Annotated in this window: 24 protein-coding genes; 5 read left to right on the top strand and 19 right to left on the bottom strand. The window is 72.7% G+C overall.

From position 1 onward, the window contains the following. Positions 1-95: 95 nt before the first annotated feature. From RM779_RS10290 to RM779_RS10280, 3 genes are all read right to left on the bottom strand, one after another. Positions 96-884 carry an isoprenyl transferase gene (locus tag RM779_RS10290; RefSeq protein WP_253194691.1) on the bottom strand — a complete coding sequence of 263 codons (789 nt, stop codon included), beginning with the start codon at positions 882-884 and terminating at the stop codon, positions 96-98. 229 nt (positions 885-1113) lie between these two features. Further along, the gene (locus tag RM779_RS10285) at positions 1114-1875 is read right to left on the bottom strand and encodes an A24 family peptidase (protein ID WP_311617371.1); all 762 of its coding nucleotides are present in this window, start codon (positions 1873-1875) and stop codon (positions 1114-1116) included. A gap of 268 nt (positions 1876-2143) precedes the next feature. After that, positions 2144-2689, bottom strand: coding sequence for a DUF1990 family protein (locus RM779_RS10280; RefSeq protein ID WP_311617370.1), 546 nt, complete (start codon positions 2687-2689; stop codon positions 2144-2146). An 81-nt stretch (positions 2690-2770) separates the two neighbouring features. On the opposite strand from RM779_RS10280, the gene RM779_RS10275 reads away from it, so the two are divergent. Continuing rightward, positions 2771-4504 (top strand): serine/threonine-protein kinase, encoded by a 1734-nt coding sequence (locus RM779_RS10275; protein ID WP_311617369.1) that lies wholly within the window; start codon positions 2771-2773, stop codon positions 4502-4504. A gap of 6 nt (positions 4505-4510) precedes the next feature. On the opposite strand, the gene RM779_RS10270 is transcribed toward RM779_RS10275, so the two are convergent. The 12 genes from RM779_RS10270 to RM779_RS10215 form a co-directional block, all read right to left on the bottom strand. After that, positions 4511-5239, bottom strand: a complete 729-nt coding sequence (locus tag RM779_RS10270) for an OmpA family protein (RefSeq protein WP_311617368.1) — start codon at positions 5237-5239, stop codon at positions 4511-4513. Positions 5240-5252: 13 nt separating this feature from the next. Beyond that, entirely contained in the window at positions 5253-5870 is a 618-nt protein-coding gene (locus RM779_RS10265; protein ID WP_311617367.1) for a hypothetical protein, read from the bottom strand. A gap of 36 nt (positions 5871-5906) precedes the next feature. Further along, on the bottom strand, positions 5907-6446 hold the full coding sequence (locus tag RM779_RS10260; RefSeq protein ID WP_311617366.1) for a hypothetical protein: 540 nt from the start codon (positions 6444-6446) through the stop codon (positions 5907-5909). Between the two features lie 53 nt (positions 6447-6499). Continuing rightward, a complete protein-coding gene (locus tag RM779_RS10255; protein ID WP_311617365.1) occupies positions 6500-6703 on the bottom strand; it encodes a hypothetical protein in 204 nt (67 codons plus the stop codon). A 453-nt stretch (positions 6704-7156) separates the two neighbouring features. Continuing rightward, the gene (locus RM779_RS10250; protein ID WP_311617364.1) at positions 7157-8047 is read right to left on the bottom strand and encodes a DUF5936 domain-containing protein; all 891 of its coding nucleotides are present in this window, start codon (positions 8045-8047) and stop codon (positions 7157-7159) included. Between the two features lie 18 nt (positions 8048-8065). Next, positions 8066-9028, bottom strand: a complete 963-nt coding sequence (locus RM779_RS10245; RefSeq protein ID WP_311617363.1) for a type II secretion system F family protein — start codon at positions 9026-9028, stop codon at positions 8066-8068. Positions 9029-9030: 2 nt separating this feature from the next. Continuing rightward, positions 9031-10371 (bottom strand): CpaF family protein, encoded by a 1341-nt coding sequence (locus tag RM779_RS10240; protein WP_311617362.1) that lies wholly within the window; start codon positions 10369-10371, stop codon positions 9031-9033. A 25-nt stretch (positions 10372-10396) separates the two neighbouring features. Beyond that, positions 10397-10789 (bottom strand): TadE/TadG family type IV pilus assembly protein, encoded by a 393-nt coding sequence (locus tag RM779_RS10235; protein ID WP_311617361.1) that lies wholly within the window; start codon positions 10787-10789, stop codon positions 10397-10399. Continuing rightward, positions 10786-11193 (bottom strand): TadE/TadG family type IV pilus assembly protein, encoded by a 408-nt coding sequence (locus RM779_RS10230; RefSeq protein ID WP_311617360.1) that lies wholly within the window; start codon positions 11191-11193, stop codon positions 10786-10788. Before RM779_RS10230 ends, RM779_RS10235 begins: the two co-directional genes overlap by 4 nt. Next, a complete protein-coding gene (locus RM779_RS10225; RefSeq protein WP_311617359.1) occupies positions 11190-12413 on the bottom strand; it encodes an AAA family ATPase in 1224 nt (407 codons plus the stop codon). The genes RM779_RS10230 and RM779_RS10225 overlap by 4 nt, the downstream gene beginning before the upstream one ends. Positions 12414-12428: 15 nt before the next feature. Continuing rightward, the gene (gene cpaB, locus RM779_RS10220) at positions 12429-13175 is read right to left on the bottom strand and encodes a Flp pilus assembly protein CpaB (RefSeq protein ID WP_311617358.1); all 747 of its coding nucleotides are present in this window, start codon (positions 13173-13175) and stop codon (positions 12429-12431) included. A gap of 34 nt (positions 13176-13209) precedes the next feature. Then, a complete protein-coding gene (locus tag RM779_RS10215) occupies positions 13210-14091 on the bottom strand; it encodes a hypothetical protein (protein WP_311617357.1) in 882 nt (293 codons plus the stop codon). A 216-nt stretch (positions 14092-14307) separates the two neighbouring features. On the opposite strand from RM779_RS10215, the gene RM779_RS10210 reads away from it, so the two are divergent. Next, positions 14308-15342 carry a chitinase gene (locus tag RM779_RS10210; protein ID WP_394813264.1) on the top strand — a complete coding sequence of 345 codons (1035 nt, stop codon included), beginning with the start codon at positions 14308-14310 and terminating at the stop codon, positions 15340-15342. A gap of 34 nt (positions 15343-15376) precedes the next feature. Here RM779_RS10210 and RM779_RS10205 read toward each other — a convergent pair whose 3' ends face one another. From RM779_RS10205 to RM779_RS10195, 3 genes are read right to left on the bottom strand one after another with little or no spacing between them, the layout of a single operon-like run. After that, complete coding sequence (locus RM779_RS10205) at positions 15377-16645, bottom strand: alanine racemase (protein WP_311617356.1); 1269 nt, start codon at positions 16643-16645, stop codon at positions 15377-15379. 47 nt (positions 16646-16692) lie between these two features. Continuing rightward, the gene (locus RM779_RS10200; protein WP_311617355.1) at positions 16693-18171 is read right to left on the bottom strand and encodes a PH domain-containing protein; all 1479 of its coding nucleotides are present in this window, start codon (positions 18169-18171) and stop codon (positions 16693-16695) included. Continuing rightward, positions 18168-18665 (bottom strand): PH domain-containing protein, encoded by a 498-nt coding sequence (locus tag RM779_RS10195; protein WP_311617354.1) that lies wholly within the window; start codon positions 18663-18665, stop codon positions 18168-18170. The genes RM779_RS10200 and RM779_RS10195 overlap by 4 nt, the downstream gene beginning before the upstream one ends. A gap of 64 nt (positions 18666-18729) precedes the next feature. Here RM779_RS10195 and RM779_RS10190 point away from each other — a divergent pair, with 64 nt between their 5' ends. Together RM779_RS10190 and RM779_RS10185 are read left to right on the top strand one after the other, a co-directional pair. Further along, positions 18730-19326 (top strand): TetR/AcrR family transcriptional regulator, encoded by a 597-nt coding sequence (locus tag RM779_RS10190; RefSeq protein WP_311617353.1) that lies wholly within the window; start codon positions 18730-18732, stop codon positions 19324-19326. A gap of 70 nt (positions 19327-19396) precedes the next feature. Beyond that, positions 19397-20608 carry a pyridoxal phosphate-dependent aminotransferase gene (locus RM779_RS10185; protein ID WP_311617352.1) on the top strand — a complete coding sequence of 404 codons (1212 nt, stop codon included), beginning with the start codon at positions 19397-19399 and terminating at the stop codon, positions 20606-20608. Between the two features lie 47 nt (positions 20609-20655). On the opposite strand, the gene RM779_RS10180 is transcribed toward RM779_RS10185, so the two are convergent. Then, positions 20656-22515 carry a phosphoenolpyruvate carboxykinase (GTP) gene (locus RM779_RS10180; protein ID WP_311617351.1) on the bottom strand — a complete coding sequence of 620 codons (1860 nt, stop codon included), beginning with the start codon at positions 22513-22515 and terminating at the stop codon, positions 20656-20658. A 212-nt stretch (positions 22516-22727) separates the two neighbouring features. On the opposite strand from RM779_RS10180, the gene RM779_RS10175 reads away from it, so the two are divergent. Beyond that, entirely contained in the window at positions 22728-24269 is a 1542-nt protein-coding gene (locus RM779_RS10175; RefSeq protein ID WP_311617350.1) for an MFS transporter, read from the top strand. Positions 24270-24324: the final 55 nt, after the last annotated feature.

The raw sequence follows: 24324 nt of genomic DNA, 5'->3' as shown, positions 1-24324 counted from the left end.
GGTCCGGGAAGAATATGCCCGCTCCCTGCGCATCTCATGCGAAGAATGCCCCGCCCGGTCCCCCCGCATCACCACCTGAAACCGGCCAGAACCGGTCAGACTCCGTAACGGCGATGACGCGCGGCGTAATCGCGCAGGGCGCGGAGAAAGTCCACCTTGCGGAACGCCGGCCAGTACGCCTCGCAGAAGTAGTACTCGGAGTGGGCGCTCTGCCAGAGCATGAATCCGGACAGCCGCTGCTCCCCGCTGGTGCGGATCACCAGGTCCGGGTCGGGCTGCCCACGGGTATAGAGGTGCTCGGAGATGTCCTCCACGCCCAGGCCCTCGGCGACCTGGTCCAGCGTCTGACCTTCCGCGGCGCGCTTGGCCAGCAGAGAACGGACGGCGTCGGTGATCTCCTGGCGGCCCCCGTAGCCCACGGCAACGTTGACGAGTATCCCGCTGCGGTCCTTGGTCAGCTCCTCCGCCCGGCGCAGCACCTCACGCGTGCGCTCGGGAAGCACGTCGAGCGCCCCCACGTGGTTCACGCGCCAGCGGCCGTCCTCGGCGAGGTCCCGCACCGCGCCCTCGACGATCGACAGCAGCGTGGCCAGCTCGTTCGCCTCGCGGTTGAGATTGTCCGTGGAGAGCAGCCACAGCGTGACGACCTCGACGTCCGTCTCGGCGCACCAGCCGAGCAGCTCGCGGATCTTGGCCGCGCCCGCCTCGTGCCCCTGCTTGGTCGTGCTGCCCGCGGCCTTGGCCCAGCGCCGGTTCCCGTCGAGGATCACGCCGATGTGCTTGGCGCTCCTGTCGGTGTCGAGCCGGCCCTCCACCCGCCGTGCGTACAGCCTGACGGCCAGCCTGCGCAGCTTGTTCCTCATCGTGTGTGTCAGCCCCTCCATGGCCCTGACTCCCCTGGGTGTCCGGAACTCTACTGCCGCTCCACCGGGCCGCACGCCGGAACGGAGGATTCCGGCCAGCGGTGGCACGGCGCGGCGCGGCGCAGGCGGGGCGGGGAAAGCGGGAATGAAAGCGGGCCGGTCCGTGGGGGGGGGGGATACGGACCGGCCCGAGGGGGGGATTCCACGGTAACGCATGAATGCCCTTGCCGGGGGCACCTTCCGTCAAGATTCAGGTCGCGAGTCCGCCGAGCAGGAGCGCGACCAGGGCGCCGAGCGCCATGAAGGGCCCGAACGGCACCGTTGACGCACGCCCCGCCCGCCGGGCGATCACCAGCGACAACCCGTACCCGGCGACCAGCAGGAAGCCCACGAACGTGCCCAGGAACACAACCGCCCAGCCGTACCACCCAAGAGCGATCCCCACCGGCATCGCGAGCTTGACGTCCCCGAAGCCCATGCCGCGCGGGTTGATCAGGAACAGGACGAAATAAACGCCGCTCAGCACCGCCCCGGCCAGCAGCGCCCGGCCCCAGCTGCCGCCGGCCGCGTCCGACAGGGCGGCGAGCCCGAGCCCCGCGGCCACCGCGGCGGCCAGCGGCAGGGTCAGCACGTCCGGCAGCCGCTGCACCGCGAAGTCGACGACCGCCAGCAGCACCACGACCGGCACCGCGAGCAGCCACACCACCAGTTCGGGCCGCGCCCCCACCGCGGCGGCCAGTGCGGCGCAGCAGACGGCGCTCACCGCGGCGGGCCGCACGGCCGGCGCCCCGTAGCGTTCGGCACTCGCCCCGCAGTCCGCGCAGCGGGCGGGGCCCAGCCAGCCGAACCGGCCGAGCAGACCGCGCCGCCCGTCCGCCAGCGGGTGTCCGGCGGGGCAGGCCGAACGCCAGGGCCTGCCCGGTTCGACGGACAGGCGGTAGGCGGGGCGCGCCAGGAGCAGCCCGGCCAGCGCGCCGTAACCTGCGGCGGCGGTGATCAGAAGGGGGTGCACGGCCCGAGCGTAATGCGGACGTGCGGCGGGCCGGCCTGCCCGAATGGGGGGGGAGGGCAGACCGGCCCGTGGAATGGGGCCGGACCGGAGCGGGGGGGTGGCTCACGGTCCGCCCCGCCAGTCGTCGTCGGGGTGGGAGTGACGACGCTGGCGCCAAAGATGTCAGCATCTGCCAACACGAGGGGAACCCTACCGCACCGTCTGGAAGCCCGTTACCCCCTCGCGCGCACAGCCCGGTGAGGTGCCGGTACACCGTTCGACCGGCTGTTCAACTGGGCTCACCATGCGCTTTTCCCGCGCCGCGGACGGTGCGGCGCAGCGCGCGGCCGTACCCGCGGGCGGCCCCGCGCTGCACCGCCCGGCCCAGCGGGCCGGCCGCCCGCGTATACCAGACGGCGCCGCGGCTGAGCGCCAGGACCGTCAGCCATACCGAGTCGTCTTGCAGCCGTTCGACGAGAAACGCCTCCTCGCCCCGTTCGGGGTGGCCGGGCAGCGTGCCGTAGGCGAACCCGGCGCGGTCCGGTTCGTTCACCGTCCACACCACGCGGCACGGCGCCCACAGCCGCAGCCGCCGCACGCCGATGCCGACGGCGACCCGCACCCCCTCGGCGGCCTCGGCGGCCTCGGCCGCGACGGCCAGTCCGGCGGCGCGGTGCATGCGCCAGCCCAGCACCGCGGACGCCGCCGCGGCCCGCACCGCGGGGCCGTTCCCGAGGCGGGTGCGCGCCCGCAGCAGGTGGAACCCGTCCGGCGGCGGCCCCTCGGCCGACCGGGTCCAGCCCACGTGACCGTAGGTGAAGTCATCCGTGCTCATCCGTGAACCCCTGTTCCTCGTGCCGGACCCCGCCGCCCTACGATGCACCTCACGCCGTCCACGATCCGGGGGGAAGGACGCATGACCGCACACCGCACACCGTCGCACTCGCAACCGCTCGGCCCCGCCGACCCGCGGGAGGTCGCGGGCTACGCGCTCCAGGCGCGTCTCGGCTCCGGCGGCATGGGCAGCGTGTACCTCTCCTATACACGCGGCGGCCAGCCGATCGCCCTGAAGGTGGTGCGCAGCGAGCTGGCCGACGATCCGGAGTTCCGGCGGCGCTTCGAGTTCGAGGTGCGCGCGGCGCGCCGCGTGCAGGGCGTCTACACCGTGCCCGTGCTCGACAGCAACACCGAGGGCTCCGCGCCGTGGCTGGCCACGGCGTACGTTCCCGGCCTCTCCCTCTCGGACGCGGTGCGCACCTACGGGCCGCTGCCGCCGGAAACAGTGCTGCTGCTGGTGGGCGGCGTGGCCGAGGCGCTCCAGTCGATCCACGCGGCCGGGATCATCCACCGCGACCTGAAGCCGGGCAACGTGCTGCTGGCCTCGGACGGGCCCAAGGTGATCGACTTCGGCATCGCGCGGGCCGCCGACGTCACCGCCCTGACGGGGACCGACGTGCGGGTGGGCACGCCCTCGTACATGGCACCCGAGCAGATCACCGGCGCCTCGGCGGGGCCGCCGACGGACGTGTTCGCGCTCGGCCTCGTCGCGCACTACGCGGCAGGCGGCACGCATCCGTTCGGCGAGGGCGCGGCGCACGCGGTCATGTACCGCATCGTTCAGGAGGAGCCCGACCTCGCCACGGCCCCGGAGGCGCTGCGCGGGCTGATCGCCGCCTGCCTGACCAAGGAGGCCGCGGCCCGGCCGACGCCCGCGCAGGTCATCGACGCGTGCCGGGCGCTCGCCCCCGGCCGGACGCTGCGCCGGCAGGAGAGCTGGCTGCCCGCGCCGGTCGCGGACGAGGTCACCCAGCGGCTGAACGCCCCACCGCCCGCACCCGCGCCCACGCCCGCACCCACGCCGCCGACACCGCCCGCCGGGCCACCGACGCCGGTGCCGGTGCCCATGCCCGCGCGGCCGCCGGAGCCGGCCGGCCGGTCCAGGCCCCGCGGGCAGATCGCGCTGGCCGTGGTGGCGGTGCTCGCGGTGATCACCGCCGGCGTCCTGGCGCTGCAACTCGCAGGCGGGGACGAAGAAGGCGGAGCGCCCCAGGGCGATGCCGCGGGCGGCGCGGCGGGAGAAGGAGAGGAGCCAGCGGACGAGCCGGCGGACGGCGACCGCCCGCCGCAGCACACCGATCCGGACGCCCCTTACTACGTGGCCAAGGAGGACGTCTCACTGCCGCTGCGCGCGCCGATCTTCCACGAACAGCACAACGTCGTGGGCGGCGAGTGCTACGAGGCGAACGTCACGCAGTTCGACCCCGAGGAGCTGACCGTCCAGGCCGTCGCTTACGGCGACTTCGAGTTCCGCGGCCTCGACTCGGCCATCCGGTACATGTTCTGCGACGACGACTCGGTGGTGAACGACGGCATCTCGTTCACGCCCGAGCTGTTCGTCGGCACGATCGACATCCGGGAGCCCACGGCGGAGCAGTGCTACGCCGCCGCGCACGACGCGCCGCTGGCCAATCCCGTTCCGCCGGACGACATCCTGCGGGGCAGCAGCCTGACGGAGGGCATGGGCATCTGCGTGGAGACGGCCACGGGCACGCTGACACTGCTGTGGATCGACCGGGTGGAGGTCAACCCCACCAACCGCGACCTGCCCACGTATGTGACGACCGCGACCCAGTGGAAGCCCAACGAGTAACGGCCCTCACTCCTCGGTCGGCCAGGAGATCTCCACCCGGCGGTTGCCCTGCCGGCCCTCCTCCGTGGTGTTGTCGTACAGCGGGTAGTCCTCGCTGTAGCCGCGCACGTTGAACTGGATCTCGGTCGGATTCTCGATGAGGTCGAGCAGCGCGTCCTGCGTGTTCCAGGCGCGCTCGTCGGACAGCACCCGGCCGCTCTCGTAGCTGCCCTGGTCGTCGGTGAACCCGAAGATGTTGACCTCCGCGGGCCCGGACGCGTCGATCGCGGCGGCCACGTCCTGGAGCGCCGTCTGCGCCTCGTCGCCCAGCTCGGCGCTGCCCTCCGCGAACAGCACGTCGGTCTGGAGCGTGAACTTGTGGGTGCCGCCCGTCCGTTCCTCGCGCTGCTCGCCTCCGCCGGCGGGGGCCTGGCCGTCCTCGGCGCCGCCGGTTTCCCCACCGGTGCCGCCACCGGTGGTGGGGTCCTCCTCACCGGTCTCGCCGGTCTCGCCGGTCTCGCCGGAGGCCAGGTCCTCGGTGATGAACTTGATGTCGAGCACCCGCGGGTCGGCCAGCGTCGCGCCGTCGCCGAGCATCAGCCCGGCGGACTCCGGATCGATCTCGGGCGGCACGGGCTCCACATAGCCCGGCGGGGGGTCGTCCTCGGCCATCGCGGGCGTGCCGAGCGCGATGACGGCCGCGCCGGACAGCGCGATCGCACCCACCCGGCAGGAACGGTGCAGTCCGTACGTCATCTCTGCGTTCCCCTCAGCGGATCTGGATGGTGGCCGGGGGCATGTTGCCCACCTGGAACGAGACTTCGGTGGTCCCCTCCTCGGGCTCGGGGAACTGTGCGAACCACGGCACGGTCGCGCCCGCCTCGATGCCGGTCCCGAAGCCCGTGCACAGGCAACGCCCGCTGGTGTCGCGGAGGATCAGGTAGCGCTTGCCCTCCTCGTTGGCCACGACCGAGGCGCCCGCCATGGAGAACCCGTTCTCGGACAGCTCCCGCTCCGGGCCCGCCCAGCCCACGTCGAACCAGGTGCCCCCGCCGCCGTTGGTGACGGTCCCCTCGACGGTCAGGAAACCGCCGGCCTCACGCTCGGCGCGGGTGATGGCGAGCGTGATGCTCTCCTCGCCGGTCACCTCGGCCAGCAGCTCGGCCGGCTCCTCCTCGTCACCGTCCGGGGTCTCCTCGTCCCCGCCCTCCTCGCCCTCGGCGTTCGCGCCGTCGTCCGGGGTGGCGTCCGCGCTCTCCTCGCTCTCCCGCGCATCACCGTCGTCGTCGCCACCCCCGCCCCCGCAGCTGGCCACGGCGATCACCAGGGCGGCGCCGAGCGCCACCACGATCAGGATGAGTCGGGACTTGTTCTCACGGAGATCCATCGGGCGCCGGTCCTTCGTGCGTCAGCATGTCGGTGGTCAGTCTTCTAGATAGACCCGGAAAAGATCGCGAGCTTCGGGCAGGTCTTCTTCGTCGGCGGGGTCGAACGACCAGTCCTCCTCCTCGCATTCGAGCTCGACGCGGTCGGGCTCCTCGGTCGTCACCTCGCACAGGCCCTCGAGAACGGCGGTCGCCCCGGCGAAGCCGTGCTGCGCCTCGGTGCCGGGGATCACCGTGTCCCCGACCGTCTCGGTGGTCCGCACGCGCACCGTGTAGCCGGTGCCGCCCTGCGCGAGCCCGCAGTCGTCGACCCCGGCGGCGTTGCGGCCCGCCAGCCGGGACGCCGACGGGCCGCAGGCCGGGGGCAGATCCTCCCCGGCCAGGATGTCCTCCAGGTCGGCGTCCTCGTCGGCGTCCTCCCCGACCGCATCGAGGAACCTTTCGTACAGGTCGTCCCTGGCCTCCTGGGTCGCGGCCAGCGCCGCGGCGTCCGCGGCCGACTGCCCGCCGCCGCGCAGCACGGCGGCCCGCGCGAAGACGAAGAAGGTGAAGGCGACCAGCAGCAGGCCGGTCACCATCCATATGTACAGCGGGAAGACGGCTCCGGCGTCCCCGCGCGGGCCGCGGGGGGTCAGCCGGAAAGAATCTCGTTCACCGCGTTCTGCACGGCGTTGGCGACCTGATTGTCGATTCCGAGACCCACCACGAGACCCACGATGGACGCGATCAGCAGCAGCAGTCCCGCGTATTCCACGAATCCGGCCCCGCGGTCGGAGTAACGGCCGCGCAGCCGTTCCCCGATGGTGTGTCTCCAGGTCGACAGCAGCCTGCTCATGGCGTCCCTCTCCTCCGGCTGACGCCGGTTCAGCCGGCCTCTCCTGGCCCTTGTTCCGGCCCGATATGGGTGTCGGGCGGCAGCTGTGCCGCAACGGCGCCCGTATGAAGGCGGGATGCACCATGCCCGACCCCCTCCCAGCGGGCCAACGCGTACACCTATCGGCACTGACTGTGCCACAGAGTGCGCGGCTTGGGCAGAGAGGTCCAGCGGAAGGCGGGGGCACGGGGCTGCCGTCGACGGCTGGGCGCACCCCTCCCGTGCGCGCGCATGAGGCACAGTGCCCATCGGCCGGGGAACCGAAACCACGGGGGCGGGAACGTTATACGCGCCGCCGCCCGGCCGCCCGCCGCGGCATCGAACGCGTTCCCGGCGGGCGGTGGCGGTGCCCGAAGGGCGCGCGGGGCGCGCGCTCGCGGGCCCCGCGCGCGGCAAGCGCCGCCCCCGCGCCGGTCAGTCGCCGTCGAGGATGCCGGTGAAGTCCGTTCCCGAACCGAGGATCATGCCGGTGACGATGATGATCATGGTGGCCGGGACCATGAACACCAGCGTGGCCAGCGTCGCCATGGGTATGGCGCGGGCCGCGCGGCGGCGCGCGTTCTGGGCGTCGGTGCGACGCATGTCGCGCGCGATCTGGATGAGCGTCTCGGCGATCGGGGCGCCCAGCTCCTCGCCCTGCTGGAGCGCGGTGACGAACTGGTTGACCGGCTCCGAGTCGTTACGGCGGCGCAGCTCGTCGAACGCCTGGCGGCGCGAGACGCCCATGTCCATCTGCCGCAGGGCGATGCGGATCTCGTCCGCCCACGGACCCTCGTAGCGGGCCGAGACCCGGTCCAGGGCCTGGCGGAAGCCGAGTCCGGCGGAGACGACGACGGCCAGCACGTCGAGGAAGTCGGGCAGGGTGCGGTCGATGACGTCGCGCCGCGACCTGATGCCCTGCCAGATGGCGGCATCCGCGGCGAACGCGCCGAAGGCCAGGCCGAACAGCGAGAAGAACGGCCAGCCCGCGCTGAAGAAGACGACGGCGGTCAGCAGCCCGAACGCGCCGTACACCGCGCGCCGGGCGGCATACCTGTCGATCGTCAGACCGTCCGGGTTGCCCGCCTGGTCGATCCTGCGCCGCTTGCGGTTCACGTTCCGCCGGCCCATCAGGCGCAGCACCAGCGGCGCGAAGCGCATACCGAGCCGGTCGACGGCGGAGCCCGCCGTCGAGACGCGGGACGAGCCGACCTCCAGGGCGAGCGCGAGGTCGGCGGGCAGCGGCGTGCCGGAGCGCAGCAGGCGGACGGCGGCGAGGATGCCGAAAACGGCGGCGCCCATGGCGAGTCCGAGCAGAAGTCCCACGGTGGCCTCCTGGGTGGGCTAGACGTCGATGCGGCCGAAGCGGCGCACGACGACGAATCCGACGATGTAGAGGCCGAGGGCCACGAGCATGGCGATCTGGCCGCCGGGGCTGCCGGTGACGCGGCCGAGGGCGCCGGGGGACATGGCGTTGATCATCAGCAGCGCGCCGAGGCCGAGCAGCGGGACGGTGACGGCGGTGGCGTTGATCTCGGCGAGCATGGTGCGCACTTCGCGGCGGGTCTCCTTGCGCTCCTCCAGGGTCGAGGTGAGGTTGCGCAGCGAGGCGACGATGGTGCCGCCGGCCCTGTTGGCCAGGATGAGGGTGGTGACCAGCACGTTCAGCTCGCGGGACGGCAGCCGCTCGCCCAGCTCGTTCAGCGCCTCCTCCAGGGAACGGCCCACGGCCAGCTGGTTGGCGACGGTGCTCAGTTCGGCACCGGCCGGGTCGTCCATCTCCTCGGCGGCCATGGACAGCGCGGTGCGCATGGCGAGTCCCGCCGCGGTGCCGTTGGCGATCAGCCGGGCCAGCTCGGGCAGTTGGCTGATGAAGCGTTCGGTGCGCCTGGCGCGCTGCCAGTTGAGGAAGACGTTGCTGCCCCACAGCCCCGCGGCGGCGAAGACCGGGCCGAAGAACGGCGCGAGCACCGCGGAGCCGATCAGCCAGAGCGCGGCGACGGAGGCGAGGGCGTAGGCGGCGTACTCGCCGACGGTGAGGTCCAGGCCCGTGGACTGGAGCTTCAGCCGCAGGCGGCGCCCCGGCTCGGTGCCGCGCAGCCGGCGGTCGAGTGCGTCGAAGCGGCGTTTGCGGCCGGGCGGGCCCGGCAGGGCGGCGGCCTGGACCGGCCCCGTGTCGGGGCCCGCGAGGCGCCGCACGAGGGCCCGCCGCTGGGCCCGGCCGCCGGCGTACACGTGGAAACCGGCGACCGCGCACACGAGGGCGAGGAGGGCGAGGCCGGTCGCCAGGAGGGAGAGGTTGCCCATGGTCAGCTCGCCTCGCGGGTGGTGAGGTGGGAGTCGTCCAGGTGAACGCCGAATGCCTGCGGGATCTGCTCGCCCGCCAGGTAGAGCCGGTCGGCGACGGCCCGCGGGATCGGGTGGTGGCGGAAGCGGCCGTGCACCCGGCCGTCGGAGGTCATCGGCTCGGCGCGGAACTCGGCGACGGTGGCGATGCGGAACGATTCACGGCCGTGCGAGGCCAGTACGGCGATCTCGGCGAGGCGGCGGGAGCCGTCGGGGTGGCGGACGAGCTGGACCAGGATGTCGACGGCGCTGTTGATCTGGTCGCGCAGCGCCTCGAAGGGGACCTGGAGTTCGGACATCGAGGCCAGGGTCTGGAGGCGCAGCAGCGCGTCCTCGGCGCTGTTGGCGTGGACGGTGGCCAGCGAGCCGTCGTGGCCGGTCGACATGGCCTGGAGCATGTCGAGGGTTTCGCCGCCGCGGACCTCGCCGACGATGATGCGGTCGGGGCGCATGCGCAGGGAGTTGCGCACGAGGTCGCGAATGGTGACCTCGCCCTTGCCCTCGATGTTGGGCGGCCGGGATTCGAGGCGGATGACGTGGCTCTGCTGGAGCTGGAGTTCGGCGGCGTCCTCGACGGTGACGATGCGTTCGCCCTCGGGGATCAGGCCGCTGAGGGCGTTGAGCAAGGTGGTCTTTCCCGAGCCGGTGCCGCCGGAGACGATGATGTTGAACTTGGCGCGCACCAGGCCGGAGAGCAGCATCACCAGGTGCTCGTCGAGGGTGCCGAAGCCGATCAGCTCGGGGAGCGTGTAGACGCGGGGGAAGCGGCGGATGGTGAGGGTGGCGCCGCTGAGGGCGAGCGGCGGGATGATGACGTTGACGCGTTCGCCGGTGGGCAGCCGCGCGTCGACCATCGGATTGGACTCGTCGACGCGGCGGTTGACCGTGGAGACGATGCGTTCGATCGTCTGCATCAGCTGTTCCTCGGAGGCGAACCGCAGGGGCAGCCGTTCGACGCGTCCGCCGCGTTCGACGTAGATCTGGTCGGGGCCGTTGACCATGATCTCGGTGATGGAGGCGTCTTCGAGCAGCGGTTCGAGGATGCCGAGCCCCAGGGCCTCGTCGACGACGCGGCGGATGAGGAGGGCGCGCTGCTGCGTCGAGAGCACCGGGCCCTCGCGGCTGAGGATATGACCGAGGACGCGTTCGAGCCGGTCGCGGCGCTCGTTCAGGTCCAGGGAGGACATCTCGGCGAGGTCGATCTCCTCCAGCAGCTTGGCGCGGTAGGTCGCGACGAGCCGCCCGTCGCCAGGTCCCGCGGCGGCGGGCCGGTCGGGGGCGTTGACGCGGGACTTCAGGCCCATCGCTCGCTCCTTCAGCTCGGTTGTCTCAGTCGCACGGCATGGTCACGGTCCTGCTGACCTCGCCGAACCCGTCGATGAACGGCAGCACGGAGCGCACGTTCACGTTGGCCGTGACGCTGGCCTCCTCGCCGCACAGCGCGACGGGGTCGAACGTGACGGTCAGCCAGTCGCTGACGGCGGCCTCGCCCGCGGCTCGCCACTGGTCCTCGATCTCCTCCTGGGCGGCGGTCCGCGCGGCGGCGCGGGCCGCGGAGCCCGCCTGCTGGGCGGCATACCCGGCGATGCCGAGCTGAAGCCCGGCGAGCGCGACGAGGACCAGCAGCGGCAGCCAGCCGGCGAACTCGACGGCGGTCACGCCCGCGTCGCGCGGCAGTTCCTCGTCGTCCCGCCCGGTCCGCTCCTCCGCGTCGCGCCTCATCGTTCCCTGTTCTCCTCCGCCGCGCCGGCGCTGCCGGAGATGGTCATGGGGAGGTTGAGCGCGCCGGGGAAGAGCACGGGGACTTGCAGGTCGACGTGCGCGACGCGGACGTTGCCCTCCAGCGGGCAGGAGACGTCGGCCGACCAGGCGCCCGGCAGGCCCTCGGTGGCCGCGGCCACGCAGGCGCCCTCGGCGTCGCCGTCGGCCGCGGCGGCGGCGCGGGCGGCCTGGTCGGCCGCGTTACCCGCGAGGGAGAAGGTGTAGCCGATGAGGATGCACTGCCAGATCACGGCCACCATCACCAGGATCAGCGGGAACAGCCCGGCGAACTCGACGAACAGCGCGCCCCGGTCGCGGTCGGAACCGGTCAGCCGCGCCCTCATGCCCGTCAGCCGCGCCCTCATGACCGCCTGCCGCGGCGTCTGCCGCCCGAGGCGGCGGGCTCGGGGGCGGTCAGGCTCAGTTCCGCGGCGACGGCCCACATCGCGCGGCGCACCTGACTGCGCCCGTCGAGGTCCTGGATACGGCCGGCGTCCTGCGCCTCCTGCAACTCGCGGAAACCGGCCGGGATCACGCCGCGCGCGACGTGGGTGCCGGTGATCCGGGCGATCAGCTGCGGCTGGATGGCGCTGGAACGGCCGTGGCGGTTGACGACGGTGAGGGTGTCGGCGGCCTTGCGGATGCGGAGCCGGTCCCACATGCGCACCATGCGGTTGACGGCGCGGACGGAGATGACGTCGGGGGTGGTGACGAGGACGGCGACGTCCGCCATTTCGACGGCCGCCGCGTTGGCGCTGTTCATGTGGGCGCCGCAGTCCACGACGACGACGTCGTAACGGGACCTGACGGCGGTCAGCAACTGCCGCGCGGTGGCCTCGCTGACATCCTCGCCGCGTTCCCCCTCGGCCGGCGCGATCAGCATGGACAGGCCGGTCTCGTGCACGAAGACGGCCTCGGTGAGCACCTGCGGGGAGATGTCCTGGATACCGGCGAGGTCGGCGACGGAACGGCGGAACTGCACGTCGAAATACGATCCGACGTCGCCGCACACCAGGTCGAGGTCGATCAGGATCGCGCCGCGTTCGAACGGACCGGCGGTCTGGGCGGCCAGCGCCAGCTGGGTCGCGAGCAGGGTCGCGCCGACGCCGCCCTTCGCGCCGGACACGGTGATGATGCGACCGCCGGGACCGGCCGGGATCTCCTCGCCCGCGCCGAGGTGACGGCGCATCCCGGCGGCCCACTGCGCGGCGGCGGAGACGCGGGCGGCCAGTTCGTCGTAGGACAGGGGCATGCCGACCAGGCCGCGCGCCCCGGCGTCCATGGCCGCCGAGTACAGCCCGGCGGTCGGGTCGGCGGAGACCAGGACGACGCCGACGGCGGGGAAGCGGAGGGCGACCTCGCGGATCAGCTCCAGGGCGGGCAGCGGCCCCATGTGTTCGTGGACGACGACGACGTCCGGGAGTTCGGCGACCGACTGGTGGGTGAGTGCCGCGAGCGTGTCGAGGAGCGCGGTGGAGTCGGGAACGGAGCGCAGCGGCTCGCTGTCCGGGAGCTGGCTGAGCAGGGTGATCAGGGAGCGGGCGGTGTCGGGATCGCCCACCGCGGGCAGAATGCGCGTCGTCATCGGGTCCCCTGCTTCCTACGGGACGAGCCCGTCGAGCCCGGCGTGCGGGGTGCCGACGATGTCGCCGATGATGGAGTAGGAGCGTTCCTCGACCGGGACCTCCTCCTCGTCGCCCGGCGCCACGAGGGCGAGCCGCACCTGCTCGGCGAACGCCTCGGCGAACGTCACGCGCTGCGCGTCGGTGTTGTCGAGCGCGAAGGTGATCGGCACCGCTGCCATCCGGTTGCTGTCCTCGTCCTCCACCTCGGTCAGGTCGCCGACCTCGATGACCTCGGCGTTGTTGACCATCAGCTGGACGATCTCGGTCTCCTGCTCGGAGTCGCCGCCCTCCTCGACGCGGAACGCGGCGTACATGTTGATGGCGGCGCCGGGATAGATCTTGCCGGCCACACCGGTGGAGGCGTCGATCATGACCGCGATCTCCTGCTGGCCCGGGTCGAGCTCGGGTCGTTCGGCCAGCATGTCGGTCTGGAGCAGGGAGCCCTCGCGGAGCGGGCCGACGGCGACGCGGTCGTCTATCTGGCCCAGGTCGGTGACCGCGGAGTCCGGGACGTAGCGCTCGGGGATGCTCACCTCGCGCACGTGCTCGGCCGTCACCTCCTGGTACGGCTCGACATCCTCGCTCAGCTCGTACGCGGTGGTCTCGGGGCCGACCTTCGACTCCACGTCGTTGATCACCGCGAGTACCCCGGCGAACGCCGCGAGGGCGAGCAGGGCCGAGGCGAGCAGCAGCAGAATGCCGCGTCGCTGGCGCGCGTTCATGAAGCGTGTCCACCCTCTCCGTCGTGTGTGCGGGTCATCCCGCGCCGGGCGCGAGCGCCTTGCGCCGTTGTGTCCCTATGGCCCGCGGCGCGCGCTCCGGCGGCGCCACCGGCGCCGAACAGAAGGCGCAGCGGTCGCCGATGAGCGTCAGGCCGCACCAGTGGCAGGCTTCCTGCCTCATCTGGCTCACCATTTGGTAGAGCAGGGAAACATCGGGGATGGCCGCGGCGAACTCCACCAGCTTTCCGGTGGCCCACCAGGCGGCGGACTCGGCGGGCATGGGGACGGGATGCAGCCCCTGTACCTGCCACTGCTCGGCCAGCCGGCCGGTGACCCACTCGCTGCCCAGCGTGCCGGGCGCGTACGTGAGCGTGGTGGAGAACTGAGGTCCGGCGAGCGTCACGTCGCCGTCGGCCCTGACGAGCTGCGGGGTGGGTCCTGCCAGCACGGCGCACTGGCCGCCGGGCCGGCCGCTGCCGTTGTGCGTCGGCAGCGTCACGGGGACGCGGTGCAGCCGGCTGCCGGAGGCGAGCAGCGCGCCGGCGTAGATGTAGTGCGCCAGGAGGCGCGCGGAGGCGCCGAGCACGCCGGGGCTGAAGTCGCAGGCGGAGAGCTGCCGGAGCTGGCGTACCAGCACCGCGGTGCCGAGCGGCGGCAGGGCGCTCGGCAGCAGGGCTATCCGGTCGGACTCCAGCATGGCCCGCACGGCGTGGAGGCGCTGGACGTAGGACAGCGGCGTGGTGGTCGGGTACAGCACGATGACGTGCCCGTGCCGGCCCACGAGGTCGCTGGTCTCCGCGAGGGCGGCGGTGAAGTCCTGCCGCTCCGGCGCGTTGAGCACGTGGGCGCCCGGGGTGTGCTGGTCGGTGGGGGGCAGGACGAGGTCCGCGCTGGTGACCGCAATGGCAATCGGCATGCCGCTCCCCCGGGCTGAACACCCGTCTCGTTTATAGGTGAGTCTGCCAGTTGGGCAGCCTATCGACTCCGCCTCGGGGTGGAACAGCTCGGACCGCGGGGGACGGGCTCGGTCCAGGCCATTGACAGCGCCGCTGGTCTGGACCAATCTGGCTCCTCAACGGTGGCCACCGTACCTCCACGCAGCACCCCCACCCCTGACGCTACGGAGGCGAGCGTGACCAGCATCCTTCCCCGTATCACCAAGCTGCTAGGCGCCACGGCCCTGGCCGGCGCCGTGGCCTTCGCGGGCCCCGCCATGATGGCCGGCGCCGCGGACCCGGCGGACGACGTCGCGGACGACACAGCGGGCGACATCGCGCCGAACGCCGTCCCGCGCCACGCGCTGACCGGCTACTGGCACAACTTCGACAACGGGTCCGTCGTCCAGCCGTTGAGCGAGGTGTCCGACGAGTACGACATCATCGCGGTCTCGTTCGCCGAGTCGACCGCGACGCCCGGCCAGATCGACTTCACCCTCGACCCGGCCGTCGGCTACGGCTCCGAGCAGGAGTTCAAGGACGACATCGCGGCCAAGCAGGCCGAGGGCAAGTCGGTGATCATCTCCGTCGGCGGCCAGAACGGGCACGTCGCGGTGACCGACGCCGCTTCGGCGTCGGCCTTCGCCGACAGCACCCTGGCCCTGATGGACGAGTACGGCTTCGACGGCGTGGACATCGACCTCGAACACGGCATCAACGCCCAGTACATGGGCGAGGCCATGCACGCCATCCACGCCGCCGCGGGCGACGGCCTCGTCTACACCATGGCGCCGCAGACCCTGGACATGCAGAGCACCGGCACCGAGTACTTCCAGCTCGCGCTCGACACGCGCGACTTCCTCACCGTCGTCAACATGCAGTACTACAACAGCGGTTCCATGCTGGGCTGCGACGGACAGGTCTACTCCTCGGGCAGCGTCGACTTCCTCACCGCGCTGGCCTGTATCCAGTTGGAGAACGGCCTCGCCCCCTCGCAGGTCGGCCTCGGCGTCCCCGCCTCACCGAACGCCGCCGGCTCCGGCTACGTCACCCCCGACGTCGTCAACGCCGCGCTCGACTGCCTGACCCGCGGCACCAGTTGCGGCAGCTTCGTGCCGGACCAGACCTACCCCGACCTCCGCGGCGCCATGACGTGGTCCGTCAACTGGGACGCGCACAGCGGCAACGCATGGTCCCAGGCCGTCGGCCCGCACGTCCACGGACTGCCGTGACCGGGAGGGGAACGCCGTTCCCCTCAGAAGCCCCTCAGAAGAAGGTGCGGATGTAGTCCGTGACCGTGCCGTCCCCCGCGACCAGCGGGATCAGCGGCCACTTCTCGAAGATGGTGCAGGGGTGGGACATGCCGAGGGCCACCCAGTCGCCCACCCCTGGCACCACCGCGGCCGCACCCGTGACGAACGCGTGCTGGTCGGCGAGCCGGCCGACCGCGAGGCCACCGCCGCCACGCACGCGTCCGTCGCGGGTGCGGACCGCCTGCACCTCGGGCAGCCCCAGGTCGTAGGCGATGTCCCGCTTCCCCGCGTTGATCAGCGCGAGCCCCGGCTCCGGCCGTGAGACCACCTGGGCCCACAGCCGGAACGCCGGGAGCAGCGAGCCCTCCTGCGGCACCCGGTTGAACGGCGTGACCTCGCGGTACCTGCCGTCGTCGTGGCTGACGTACGCGCCGGAGCGGAGTATCCGGCTGGCCGGGCGGGACAGTTCGGGCAGCCGCCCGAACGCCTCGGCGACCACGTCGAACCAGGCGCTGCCGCCCGCGCTGACGACGATGTCCTCGGGGCCGGTGAACCGGCCCGCCTTGTCGAACTCGACGGCGAGCGCGCACAGCGCGTCCAGCCACGCCCGCACCGACGCGGCGTCCGCACCGGGGACCTCCCCCTCGTACCCGGCGACGCCCACCAGCCGCAGCGTGTCCACCCCGGCCACGGCGTCGGCGACCGCCGCCGCCCCGGCCGGGTCCCTGACGCCGGAACGCCCGCCGGGCACGCCGAGTTCGACGACGACCTCGACGGGGCGGCCGGCGCCCGCGGCGCGCAGCGCCTCGTCCATCAGCGCGACGCCCGCGGCGGAGTCCACGTAGACCAGGCAGCGGAACGCCGGGTCCGCGTCCAGCTCCCCGGCCAGCCACGCCAGTGCCGCCGCGTCCACCAGCTCGTTCGCCAGGAAGATGCGCCGCACCCCGAACGCCCGTGCCACACGCGCCTGGTGGGGCACGGCCACGGTGATCCCCCAGGCGCCGCGCGCCAGCTGCCGCCGGAACAGCTGCGGCGCCATCGATGTCTTCCCGTGCGGGGCGAGCGCCAGGCCATGGCGGTCGGCGAACCGTTCCATCGAGCCGATGTTGTGCTCGACCGCCTCGGCGGACAGCGTGAGCACCGGGGTGGTGAAGCCACCGGTGTACAGGTCCCGCCGTTCGGCCGCGAGCGCGCCGACCGAACGGCCCGCCGCGTCGGGCGGCAGCCCCTTGAAGCGGTGATCGACGATCTCGTGGGCGAGCATGTCGAACGGCGTGGTCATGTCGACTCCGGGTGACCGAGTGAATGCGTACACGGGCAGGCCCGACCCTACCCAGCGCCGGGTACAGAGAGGGTCAACGGAGTGCGATCCGCGGGCAACGAGCCCCCGCGGAACTGCTCGACGTACCCCGGCAGCGCGGCCGAGGCGAGGCCGGCCGCCTCGGCGGCGGCCATGTCCCTGGCGCCGTAGGCGCCTTCGCCCGCCGCGGTCGTCGCCCACACCCCGGCCAGACCGAGCCGCCACTGGAGCAGCGACTGCCGCACCCGCACCCCGCTGACCGCGTCGCGGCGCAGGGCCGAGGTGGCGCGGGTCATGGCGCCCGCCCGCACGACGAGGTAGTCGCCCGCGGCGGCGTGGCCGAGCGCGAGGTGGCCGGCGCAGGCCAGCCCGAGGGCGGGCGGCAGCAGCACCGCGAACGTGACGGCCCCCGGGGTGCGGCCCGCCGGCAGCACCAGCAGCGCCCCGGCCGAGGCGGTCAGCACCGCCCACAGCAGACGGCGGCGCAGCGCGGCCCGCGGGTGACGGCGCAGGGGCGTGCCGAGGGCGGGGTCGCCGATGACGGCGGCGGCCACCCGGCGGGCGAGGCCCACCGGGCCGCGCGGCAGGACGGAGGCGCTGCTGCTCCAGACCGAGAGCCCGGTGGTGATCACGGTGGTGTCGGCCATGCCCATCCAGCGCCACAGCAGCGGCTCGGAGACGGTGACGCCGCGCAGCCTGCGGTCGTCGCGGGTGACCTCGCGGGTCTTGAACAGGCCGCGCGTGGTGCGCAGCACGGTGCCCTCCTCGCCGGGTATCCGGTCGAGGCGGAAGTGGGCGTTCTCGGTGACGAACGAGCAGGCCATGCCGACGCCGCCGAGCAGCACGGCGGCGGCGAACGCGGCGGCGGCCGTCGGGCCCGGGCCCAGCTCCTCCCAGTCGGCGAGGGAGTTCAGCCAGGCGCCCGGATCGAGCCCGAAGGACTGGGCGGTCCAGTACCCGCCCCACAGCAGCCCCGCGGCGGTGACCAGGGCCCAGATGCCGGTCACGTTGTACACGATCCAGCGCCACTGGAAGGCGGCCATCGGCTCGGCCGACGGCTCGGGCGCGCTGCCGGTGAGGCGCAGGCGCAGCGCTTCGGCGTCGCGCTTGGACAGCGCGTCGAGGGTGAACGCGGCCTCCATGGCCGTGTTCATCTGGCCCGCGCCGATGGTGACGCGGCGCAGTCCGGCCAGTCGCTGGATCAGCCGGGCGCTGGTGTCGACGCTGCGGATGCGGTCGCGGCGGACGGACCTGTGGGTGCGGACGAACAGGCCGGTGCGGCGTTCCACGTAGGCGTCGGTGATCCGGTAGCGCGTGGTGGCCCAGCGGACGACGTCGGCGACCGCGCCGGCCACGCCCCAGACGGCGAGCCCGGCGAGCGGGCCGATGGCGAGCGGCTCGGGCTCGAAACCGGTGAGCAGCAGGGCGAGCACGCCGGGCAGCAGGGAGACCAGCACGCGCAGCGCGTCGGCGAGGATCATGCGCGCGTCGAGCCGCTGCCAGCTCATGTCGCGTCGCCTGGGGTGCGGCCGGTGATCTCGGACAGGCGCTCGGCCGCCCGGGTGGCCTGCTGCGGGTCGAGGCCGCTGATGCGGATGGCGCCGCCTGAGGAGGCCGTGGTGACGGTGAGCGTGGAAAGACCGAGCAGCTGCTCGAACGGGCCGCGCACGGTGTCGACGGTCTGGATGCGGGAGACGGGCGCGATGCGCCACTCACGCACGAACCAGCCCGCGGCCGCGTACACGGCGTCGTCCGTGGTCTCCCAGCGGTGGACGGCGTAGCGCCACAGCGGCATGCCGGTGGCGTAGACGGGCCCGGCGACCGCGAGGGCCAGCAGGCCGGGGCCGGTCCAGGGGCGGACGGCGTCCCAGAGCGCGTGCGCGGCGGCGAGGGCGCCGGCCAGGGGCAGTACGACGCCGAGCGCACGGGCGGCCCACAGCAGGATCGCCCGCCGCTCGACGCGGTACCGCGGCGGCCGCAGCAGGACTTCGCGATTCACCATGAGACAGACTGTCCCATGAAGGAACTGCTCTTGTCACGACGGTTTCGCGGCCTACCATTCCGGCATGGCAGAAACGGCGCCCAACGCCCCCGGCACGCTGGCGCGCACCCGGCGGGCGATCCTCGACGCGGCGTTCTCGGTGTTCGCGGAGGACCGGGCGGCCTCGCTCGGCGATGTCGCGAAGGCCGCGGAGGTCGGGCGCAGCACGCTGCACCGCTATTTCCCCGACCGGGCCGCCCTGGTCCTGGCCCTGTTCGAGGACTGCGCGGAGTCGACCCACCGCACGCTGCGCGACGCGGCACTGGACCACGGGCCGCCGGCCGAGGCGTTCCGGCGCCTGATCGTCGCGCTGTTCGACCTCGGACCGCGGGTCAACTTCCTGTTCAACGAGCCGCAGCTGACCTCCGCCGAGTGGGAAGGACCGCATTGGGAGCGGGCGAACCTGCCCGCCGCGCAGCTGTACATGCGCGGCCGGGCGGCGGGCTTCTTCGCCGCGGAGACCGACATGGAGTGGTTCTTCCGGACGCTGTGGTACATGCTCGGCGCCGGCTGGGAGGCGGTGGAGGAGGGCAGCCTCCCCCGGCACGAGGCCATCGCCGCGGTGACCAGAACGCTGGAGGGCGGCCTGCTGTCCCACGGACCGCGGGACGACGCGCGCTGACCTGCGGGGCACCACCCGCGTGGGCGAAAACACAGAGCGCCCCGCGTTTCACGGTCGTAAGGTGGCGGGCATGCAGGTGATCCAGTCGACCAAGCTCGCCAATGTCTGCTACGAAATCCGCGGCCCGGTACTCGAAGAGGCACAGCGGCTGGAGGCGGCGGGCCACCGCATTCTGAAGCTGAACACCGGCAATCCGGCAGCCTTCGGCTTCGACTGCCCGCCGGAGATCCTGGAGGACATCCTCCGCAACGTGGGGGACGCCCACGGGTACGGGGACGCGAAGGGGCTGCTGTCCGCCCGCCGCGCGGTGATGCAGCACTACCAGACCAAGGGCATCCACCTGTCGGTGGAGGACATCTACCTGGGCAACGGCGTCTCGGAGCTGATCCAGATGTCGATGCAGGCGCTGCTCGACGACGGCGACGAGGTGCTCGTCCCGGCCCCCGACTATCCGCTGTGGACCGCCTCCGTCTCGCTGGCCGGGGGCACCGCGGTGCACTACCGCTGCGACGAGCAGGCCGAGTGGATGCCGGATCTGGCCGACATCGAGCGGAAGATCACCGACCGCACCAAGGCGCTGGTCGTGATCAATCCGAACAACCCCACCGGCGCCGTGTACAGCACCCAGATGCTGGAGCAGCTCGCCGAGATCGCCCGGCGGCACCGGCTGGTGCTGTGCTCCGACGAGATCTACGACCGCATCCTGTACGACGGCGCCGTCCACACCTCGACCGCGGCCATCGCGCCCGACCTGCTGACGCTGACGTTCAACGGCCTGTCGAAGAACTACCGGGTGGCCGGGTTCCGCTGCGGCTGGCTGGCCGTGTGCGGGCCGAAGGAGCACGCGGCCAACTACATCGAGGGCCTGACCGTCCTCGCGAACATGCGGCTGTGCGCCAATGTGCCCGCCCAGCACGCCGTGGCCGCCGCCCTCTTCGGGCGCCAGTCGATCGAGCAGTTGGTGCTGCCCGGCGGGCGCATCCTGGAGCAGCGCGACACCGCCTACGAGATGCTGACGCGGATCCCCGGGGTGACGTGCGTGAAGCCGAAGGGCGCGCTGTACGCGTTCCCGCGGCTCGACCCGAAGGTGTACAAGATCAAGGACGACCGGCAGATGGTCCTCGACCTGCTGCGGGCCGAAAAGATCATGATCGTGCACGGCACCGGGTTCAACTGGCCGGAGCCCGACCACTTCCGCATCGTGACGCTGCCGCGGGCCAGCGAGCTGGCCGACGCGGTCCAGCGCATCGGCTCGTTCCTCGACGGCTACAACCAGTACTGACCTCGCGGGCGGGGCCCCGCACGCCGTTGTGCGGGGCCCGTTCCCCGTCAGCCCGCGCGCGCTGTCCTTTCCACGCGGTCCAGGCGGTCGGTGAGGGCCCGGTACTCGGCCCACAGCTCCTCGGGGGCGCGGGAGCCGAAGGTGTGCAGGTGCTCGGGGATCAGGGCGGCCTCCCGGCGCCAGACCTCCAGATCGACCTCCAGCAGGAACGCCAGCTGCCGCGGCGTCAGATCGAGCCCGTCCGTGTCGAGCGCCGCCGGCGCGGGCACCGTGCCGATCGGGGTCTCCACGCCCGCCGCCCGGCCGTCGAGCCGCTCGACGATCCACTTCAGCACCCGGATGTTCTCGCCGAAGCCCGGCCAGACGAACACCCCGTCGGCGTCCTTCTTGAACCAGTTGACGTAGTAGATCCGCGGCAGCTTCGCCTGGTCGGGCGCCCGTTCCCCCGTCCGCAGCCAGTGCGCGAAGTAGTCCCCCATGTGGTAGCCGCAGAACGGCAGCATCGCGAACGGGTCCCGGCGCAGCTCGCCCACGGTGCCCTCGGCCGCCGCCGTCTTCTCCGAGGCGACGTTGGCGCCGAGGAACACGCCGTGCTGCCAGGAGCGGGACTCGGTGACCAGCGGCACCGCGGTCGCGCGGCGCCCGCCGAAGAGGATCGCGGAGATCGGCACCCCCGCCGGGTCCTCCCACTCCGGCGCGATCGTCGGGCACTGCGCCGCCGGCACGGTGAACCGGGCGTTGGGGTGCGCGGCCGGTGAACCGGCCGCCGGCGTCCAGTCGTTGCCGCGCCAGTCGGTGAGATGCCCGGGCGGCTCCTCGGTCAGGCCCTCCCACCAGACGTCACCGTCGTCGGTGAGCGCGACATTGGTGAAGACGGAGTTGCCCCACAGCGTGCGGATGGCGTTCGCGTTCGTCTTCTCGCCCGTGCCGGGCGCGACGCCGAAGAACCCGGCCTCCGGGTTGATGGCGTACAACCGCCCGTCCTCGCCGAACCGCATCCAGGCGATGTCGTCGCCGACGGTCTCCACCCGCCAGCCGGGCAGCGTCGGTTGCAGCATCGCCAGGTTGGTCTTGCCACAGGCGGAGGGGAACGCCGCGGCCACGTACCTGGCCTCCCCCGCGGGCGGGGTCACTTTGAGGATGAGCATGTGCTCGGCCAGCCAGCCCTCGTCCCGGGCCATGACGGAGGCGATGCGCAGCGCGTAACACTTCTTGCCCAGCAGCGCGTTGCCGCCGTAGCCGGAGCCGAAGGACCAGATCTCGCGGGTCTCGGGGAAGTGCGAGATGTACTTGACCGAGTTGCACGGCCAGGGCACGTCCCGCTCCCCGGGCGCGAGGGGCGCGCCGACGGAGTGGACGGCGCGGACGAACTGGCCGTCCTCGCCCAGCTCGTCGAGCACCGCCCGGCCCATCCTGGTCATGGTGCGCATCGCGACGGCGACGTACGCGGAGTCGGTGATCTCCACGCCGAGCGCGGAGAGCGGGGAGCCGAGCGGGCCCATGCAGAACGGCACGACGTACATGGTCCGGCCGCGCATCGCACCGCGGAACAGACCCTGTGGCCCGGTGAAGGTCTCCCGCATGTCGGCGGGGTCCATCCAGTTGTTGGTGGGACCGGCGTCCTCCGGCTGCTCCGAGCAGATGTAGGTGCGGTCCTCGACCCGGGCGACGTCGGTCGGGTCGGATGCGGCGTAGTAGGAGCCCGGCCGCTTCTCGGCGTTGAGCCGGATGAAGGTGCCCTTCTCGACGAGCCGCGCGCACAGGCGGTCGTACTCCTCCTGGGAGCCGTCGCACCAGACCACCTCGTCCGGTTCGGTCAGTGCGGCGATTTCTTCGACCCAGGTGATGAGCTTGTGGTGCCGAGTCGGGGCATGGGCGGCGACGGGAGCGGCTGGAGTCAGCGTCACGTTCGCTCCAGAGGGTTGAGGGTTTTACGTTCTGCGCTCATCCGACAAGACGGGCGCTCATCTGATGGTGCCGCCTTCTCACGTCTGTGTCCAGTGCGGCTCATGTGAGCGAATGACCACCCGGAAGAGGCAACGCGCCCCCGAAGAGGGTTGACAGTCGCTCAGGTTTGAGAGTCACTGTCTTTTGATGGTCACTTCCAAGGAGGTGAGCTGTGAACGATCCCCCGCCGCAAGGACCGCGGCGCTGGTGGGCGCTCGGCGCCCTGACCGTCACCATGCTCGTCCTGGGCTTCGACCTGACCATCCTCAACGTCGCGCTGCCCACGCTCGCCGTCGACCTCGGCGCGGACACCGCCGCCCAGCAGTGGATGATCGACGCGTTCCTCGTCGTCTTCGCCGCGGCACTGCTGCCCGCCGGGCTCCTCGGCGACCGCCACGGCCGCCGCCGCATGCTCGTCACCGGGCTGGTCATCCTGCTGGCCGGCTCCCTGCTCGGCATGTGCGCCGACGGCCCGGGACTCGTGATCGCCGCGCGCGCCGTCATGGGCCTGGGGGCCGCACTCGTCAGCGCCCTGTCGGTCGCCGTCCTGCCGTCCCTGTTCGGACCTGGGGAACGCACCCGGGCCATCGCCACCCTCACCACCGCACTCGCCCTCGGCATGCCGATCGGCCCGCTCATCGGCGGCTGGCTCCTCGACCACTACTGGTGGGGCGCCATCTTCCTCATCAACGTGCCGCTGATCGCCCTCGGCATCGCCGCCTGCCTGCTGCTGCTCCCGGAGACCCGCAACCCGGCCGCGCCCTCGTTCGACCCGCTGACCTGCGCCCTGAGCGCCGGCGGCCTCGGCGCCCTCGTCCTCGGCCTGACCGAAGGACCGGCCCGCGGCTTCGCCGACCCCCTGGTGGCCGGCGCGCTCGCCACCGCCGTCGTCCTGCTCACTCTGCTGGCCGCCAGGGAACGCCGGGCCGCCGCGCCCCTGCTCCGGATCGGCCTGCTGCGCAACCCCGGATTCGGCTGGAACGCGGCGGTCGGCGCCCTGACCGGCTTCATCCTCGCCGCGCTGATCTTCGTCCTGCCCCAGTACCTCCAGTCGGTCCACGACCACGACGCGTTCGGCGCCGGGCTGCGGCTGATGCCGATGCTCGGCGGCGTGGTGCTCGCCGCCCGCGGCTGCCAGCCGCTGGTGCGGCAGTTCGGGTCCCGCGGGGTGATAGCCACCGGCCTGGTGCTGCTCTGCTTCGCCGGCGTGCTCGGCAGCACCACGCAGGTCGACTCCGGCTACGGGCTGACCGCCGTCTGGCTCGCCGTCGCCGGGCTCGGCTCCGGACTCGCCCTCGTCCCCGCCACGGACGCGGCGATCGACGCGCTGCCCGCCGCCCACTCGGGCGTCGGCGCCGGACTGCTGATGACGCTGCGGCAGGTCGGCGGCGCACTCGGCGTCGCCCTGCTCGGCAGCCTCCTCGCCCGCGTCTACCGCGGCCACCTCGACACCGGCGGACTGTCCCCCGAGGCCGCCGCCACCAGCCAGGAGTCCGTCTCCGCCGCCCGCCTCCTCGCGGCCCGCACCGGCTCCGCCGAACTGACGGAGGCGGCGCGGACCGCGTTCGTCCACGCCATGAGCGTCACGCTGTACGTCTGCGCCATCGCCGCCCTGGCCGCCGCGCTGCTCGCCGGACTGCTGCTGCCGCAGCGGCGCGCACCGGCCGGGGTCCTGGCCGTCGAAGCTCCCGCCGAGGGAGAAACCCGCACATGACCCGCACGCCCGCGCCCCCCCCCCCCCCCCCCCCCCCCCCCCCCCCCCCCACCCC

Origin of the sequence: Streptomyces johnsoniae (assembly GCF_031845565.1) — a bacterium.
GTDB lineage: Bacteria > Actinomycetota > Actinomycetes > Streptomycetales > Streptomycetaceae > Streptomyces > Streptomyces johnsoniae.
The sequence above is the reverse complement of the archived record's forward strand: the minus strand, read 5'-3'. Positions and strand labels throughout refer to the sequence as shown.

What these genes read in the sequence shown, in the direction of transcription:
- RM779_RS10205 (WP_311617356.1), bottom strand. Translation starts at nt 16,645, where the DNA reads ATGACCACGCCGTTCGACATGCTCGCCCACGAGATCGTCGATCACCGC.
- RM779_RS10195 (WP_311617354.1), bottom strand. Translation starts at nt 18,665, where the DNA reads ATGGTGAATCGCGAAGTCCTGCTGCGGCCGCCGCGGTACCGCGTCGAG.
- RM779_RS10265 (WP_311617367.1), bottom strand. Translation starts at nt 5,870, where the DNA reads ATGGATCTCCGTGAGAACAAGTCCCGACTCATCCTGATCGTGGTGGCG.
- RM779_RS10185 (WP_311617352.1), top strand. Translation starts at nt 19,397, where the DNA reads ATGCAGGTGATCCAGTCGACCAAGCTCGCCAATGTCTGCTACGAAATC.
- RM779_RS10240 (WP_311617362.1), bottom strand. Translation starts at nt 10,371, where the DNA reads ATGGGCCTGAAGTCCCGCGTCAACGCCCCCGACCGGCCCGCCGCCGCG.
- RM779_RS10245 (WP_311617363.1), bottom strand. Translation starts at nt 9,028, where the DNA reads ATGGGCAACCTCTCCCTCCTGGCGACCGGCCTCGCCCTCCTCGCCCTC.
- RM779_RS10255 (WP_311617365.1), bottom strand. Translation starts at nt 6,703, where the DNA reads ATGAGCAGGCTGCTGTCGACCTGGAGACACACCATCGGGGAACGGCTG.
- RM779_RS10235 (WP_311617361.1), bottom strand. Translation starts at nt 10,789, where the DNA reads ATGAGGCGCGACGCGGAGGAGCGGACCGGGCGGGACGACGAGGAACTG.
- RM779_RS10215 (WP_311617357.1), bottom strand. Translation starts at nt 14,091, where the DNA reads ATGCCGATTGCCATTGCGGTCACCAGCGCGGACCTCGTCCTGCCCCCC.
- RM779_RS10230 (WP_311617360.1), bottom strand. Translation starts at nt 11,193, where the DNA reads ATGAGGGCGCGGCTGACGGGCATGAGGGCGCGGCTGACCGGTTCCGAC.
- RM779_RS10200 (WP_311617355.1), bottom strand. Translation starts at nt 18,171, where the DNA reads ATGAGCTGGCAGCGGCTCGACGCGCGCATGATCCTCGCCGACGCGCTG.
- RM779_RS10225 (WP_311617359.1), bottom strand. Translation starts at nt 12,413, where the DNA reads ATGACGACGCGCATTCTGCCCGCGGTGGGCGATCCCGACACCGCCCGC.
- RM779_RS10275 (WP_311617369.1), top strand. Translation starts at nt 2,771, where the DNA reads ATGACCGCACACCGCACACCGTCGCACTCGCAACCGCTCGGCCCCGCC.
- RM779_RS10290 (WP_253194691.1), bottom strand. Translation starts at nt 884, where the DNA reads ATGGAGGGGCTGACACACACGATGAGGAACAAGCTGCGCAGGCTGGCC.
- RM779_RS10190 (WP_311617353.1), top strand. Translation starts at nt 18,730, where the DNA reads ATGGCAGAAACGGCGCCCAACGCCCCCGGCACGCTGGCGCGCACCCGG.
- cpaB (WP_311617358.1), bottom strand. Translation starts at nt 13,175, where the DNA reads ATGAACGCGCGCCAGCGACGCGGCATTCTGCTGCTGCTCGCCTCGGCC.
- RM779_RS10270 (WP_311617368.1), bottom strand. Translation starts at nt 5,239, where the DNA reads ATGACGTACGGACTGCACCGTTCCTGCCGGGTGGGTGCGATCGCGCTG.
- RM779_RS10260 (WP_311617366.1), bottom strand. Translation starts at nt 6,446, where the DNA reads ATGGTGACCGGCCTGCTGCTGGTCGCCTTCACCTTCTTCGTCTTCGCG.
- RM779_RS10280 (WP_311617370.1), bottom strand. Translation starts at nt 2,689, where the DNA reads ATGAGCACGGATGACTTCACCTACGGTCACGTGGGCTGGACCCGGTCG.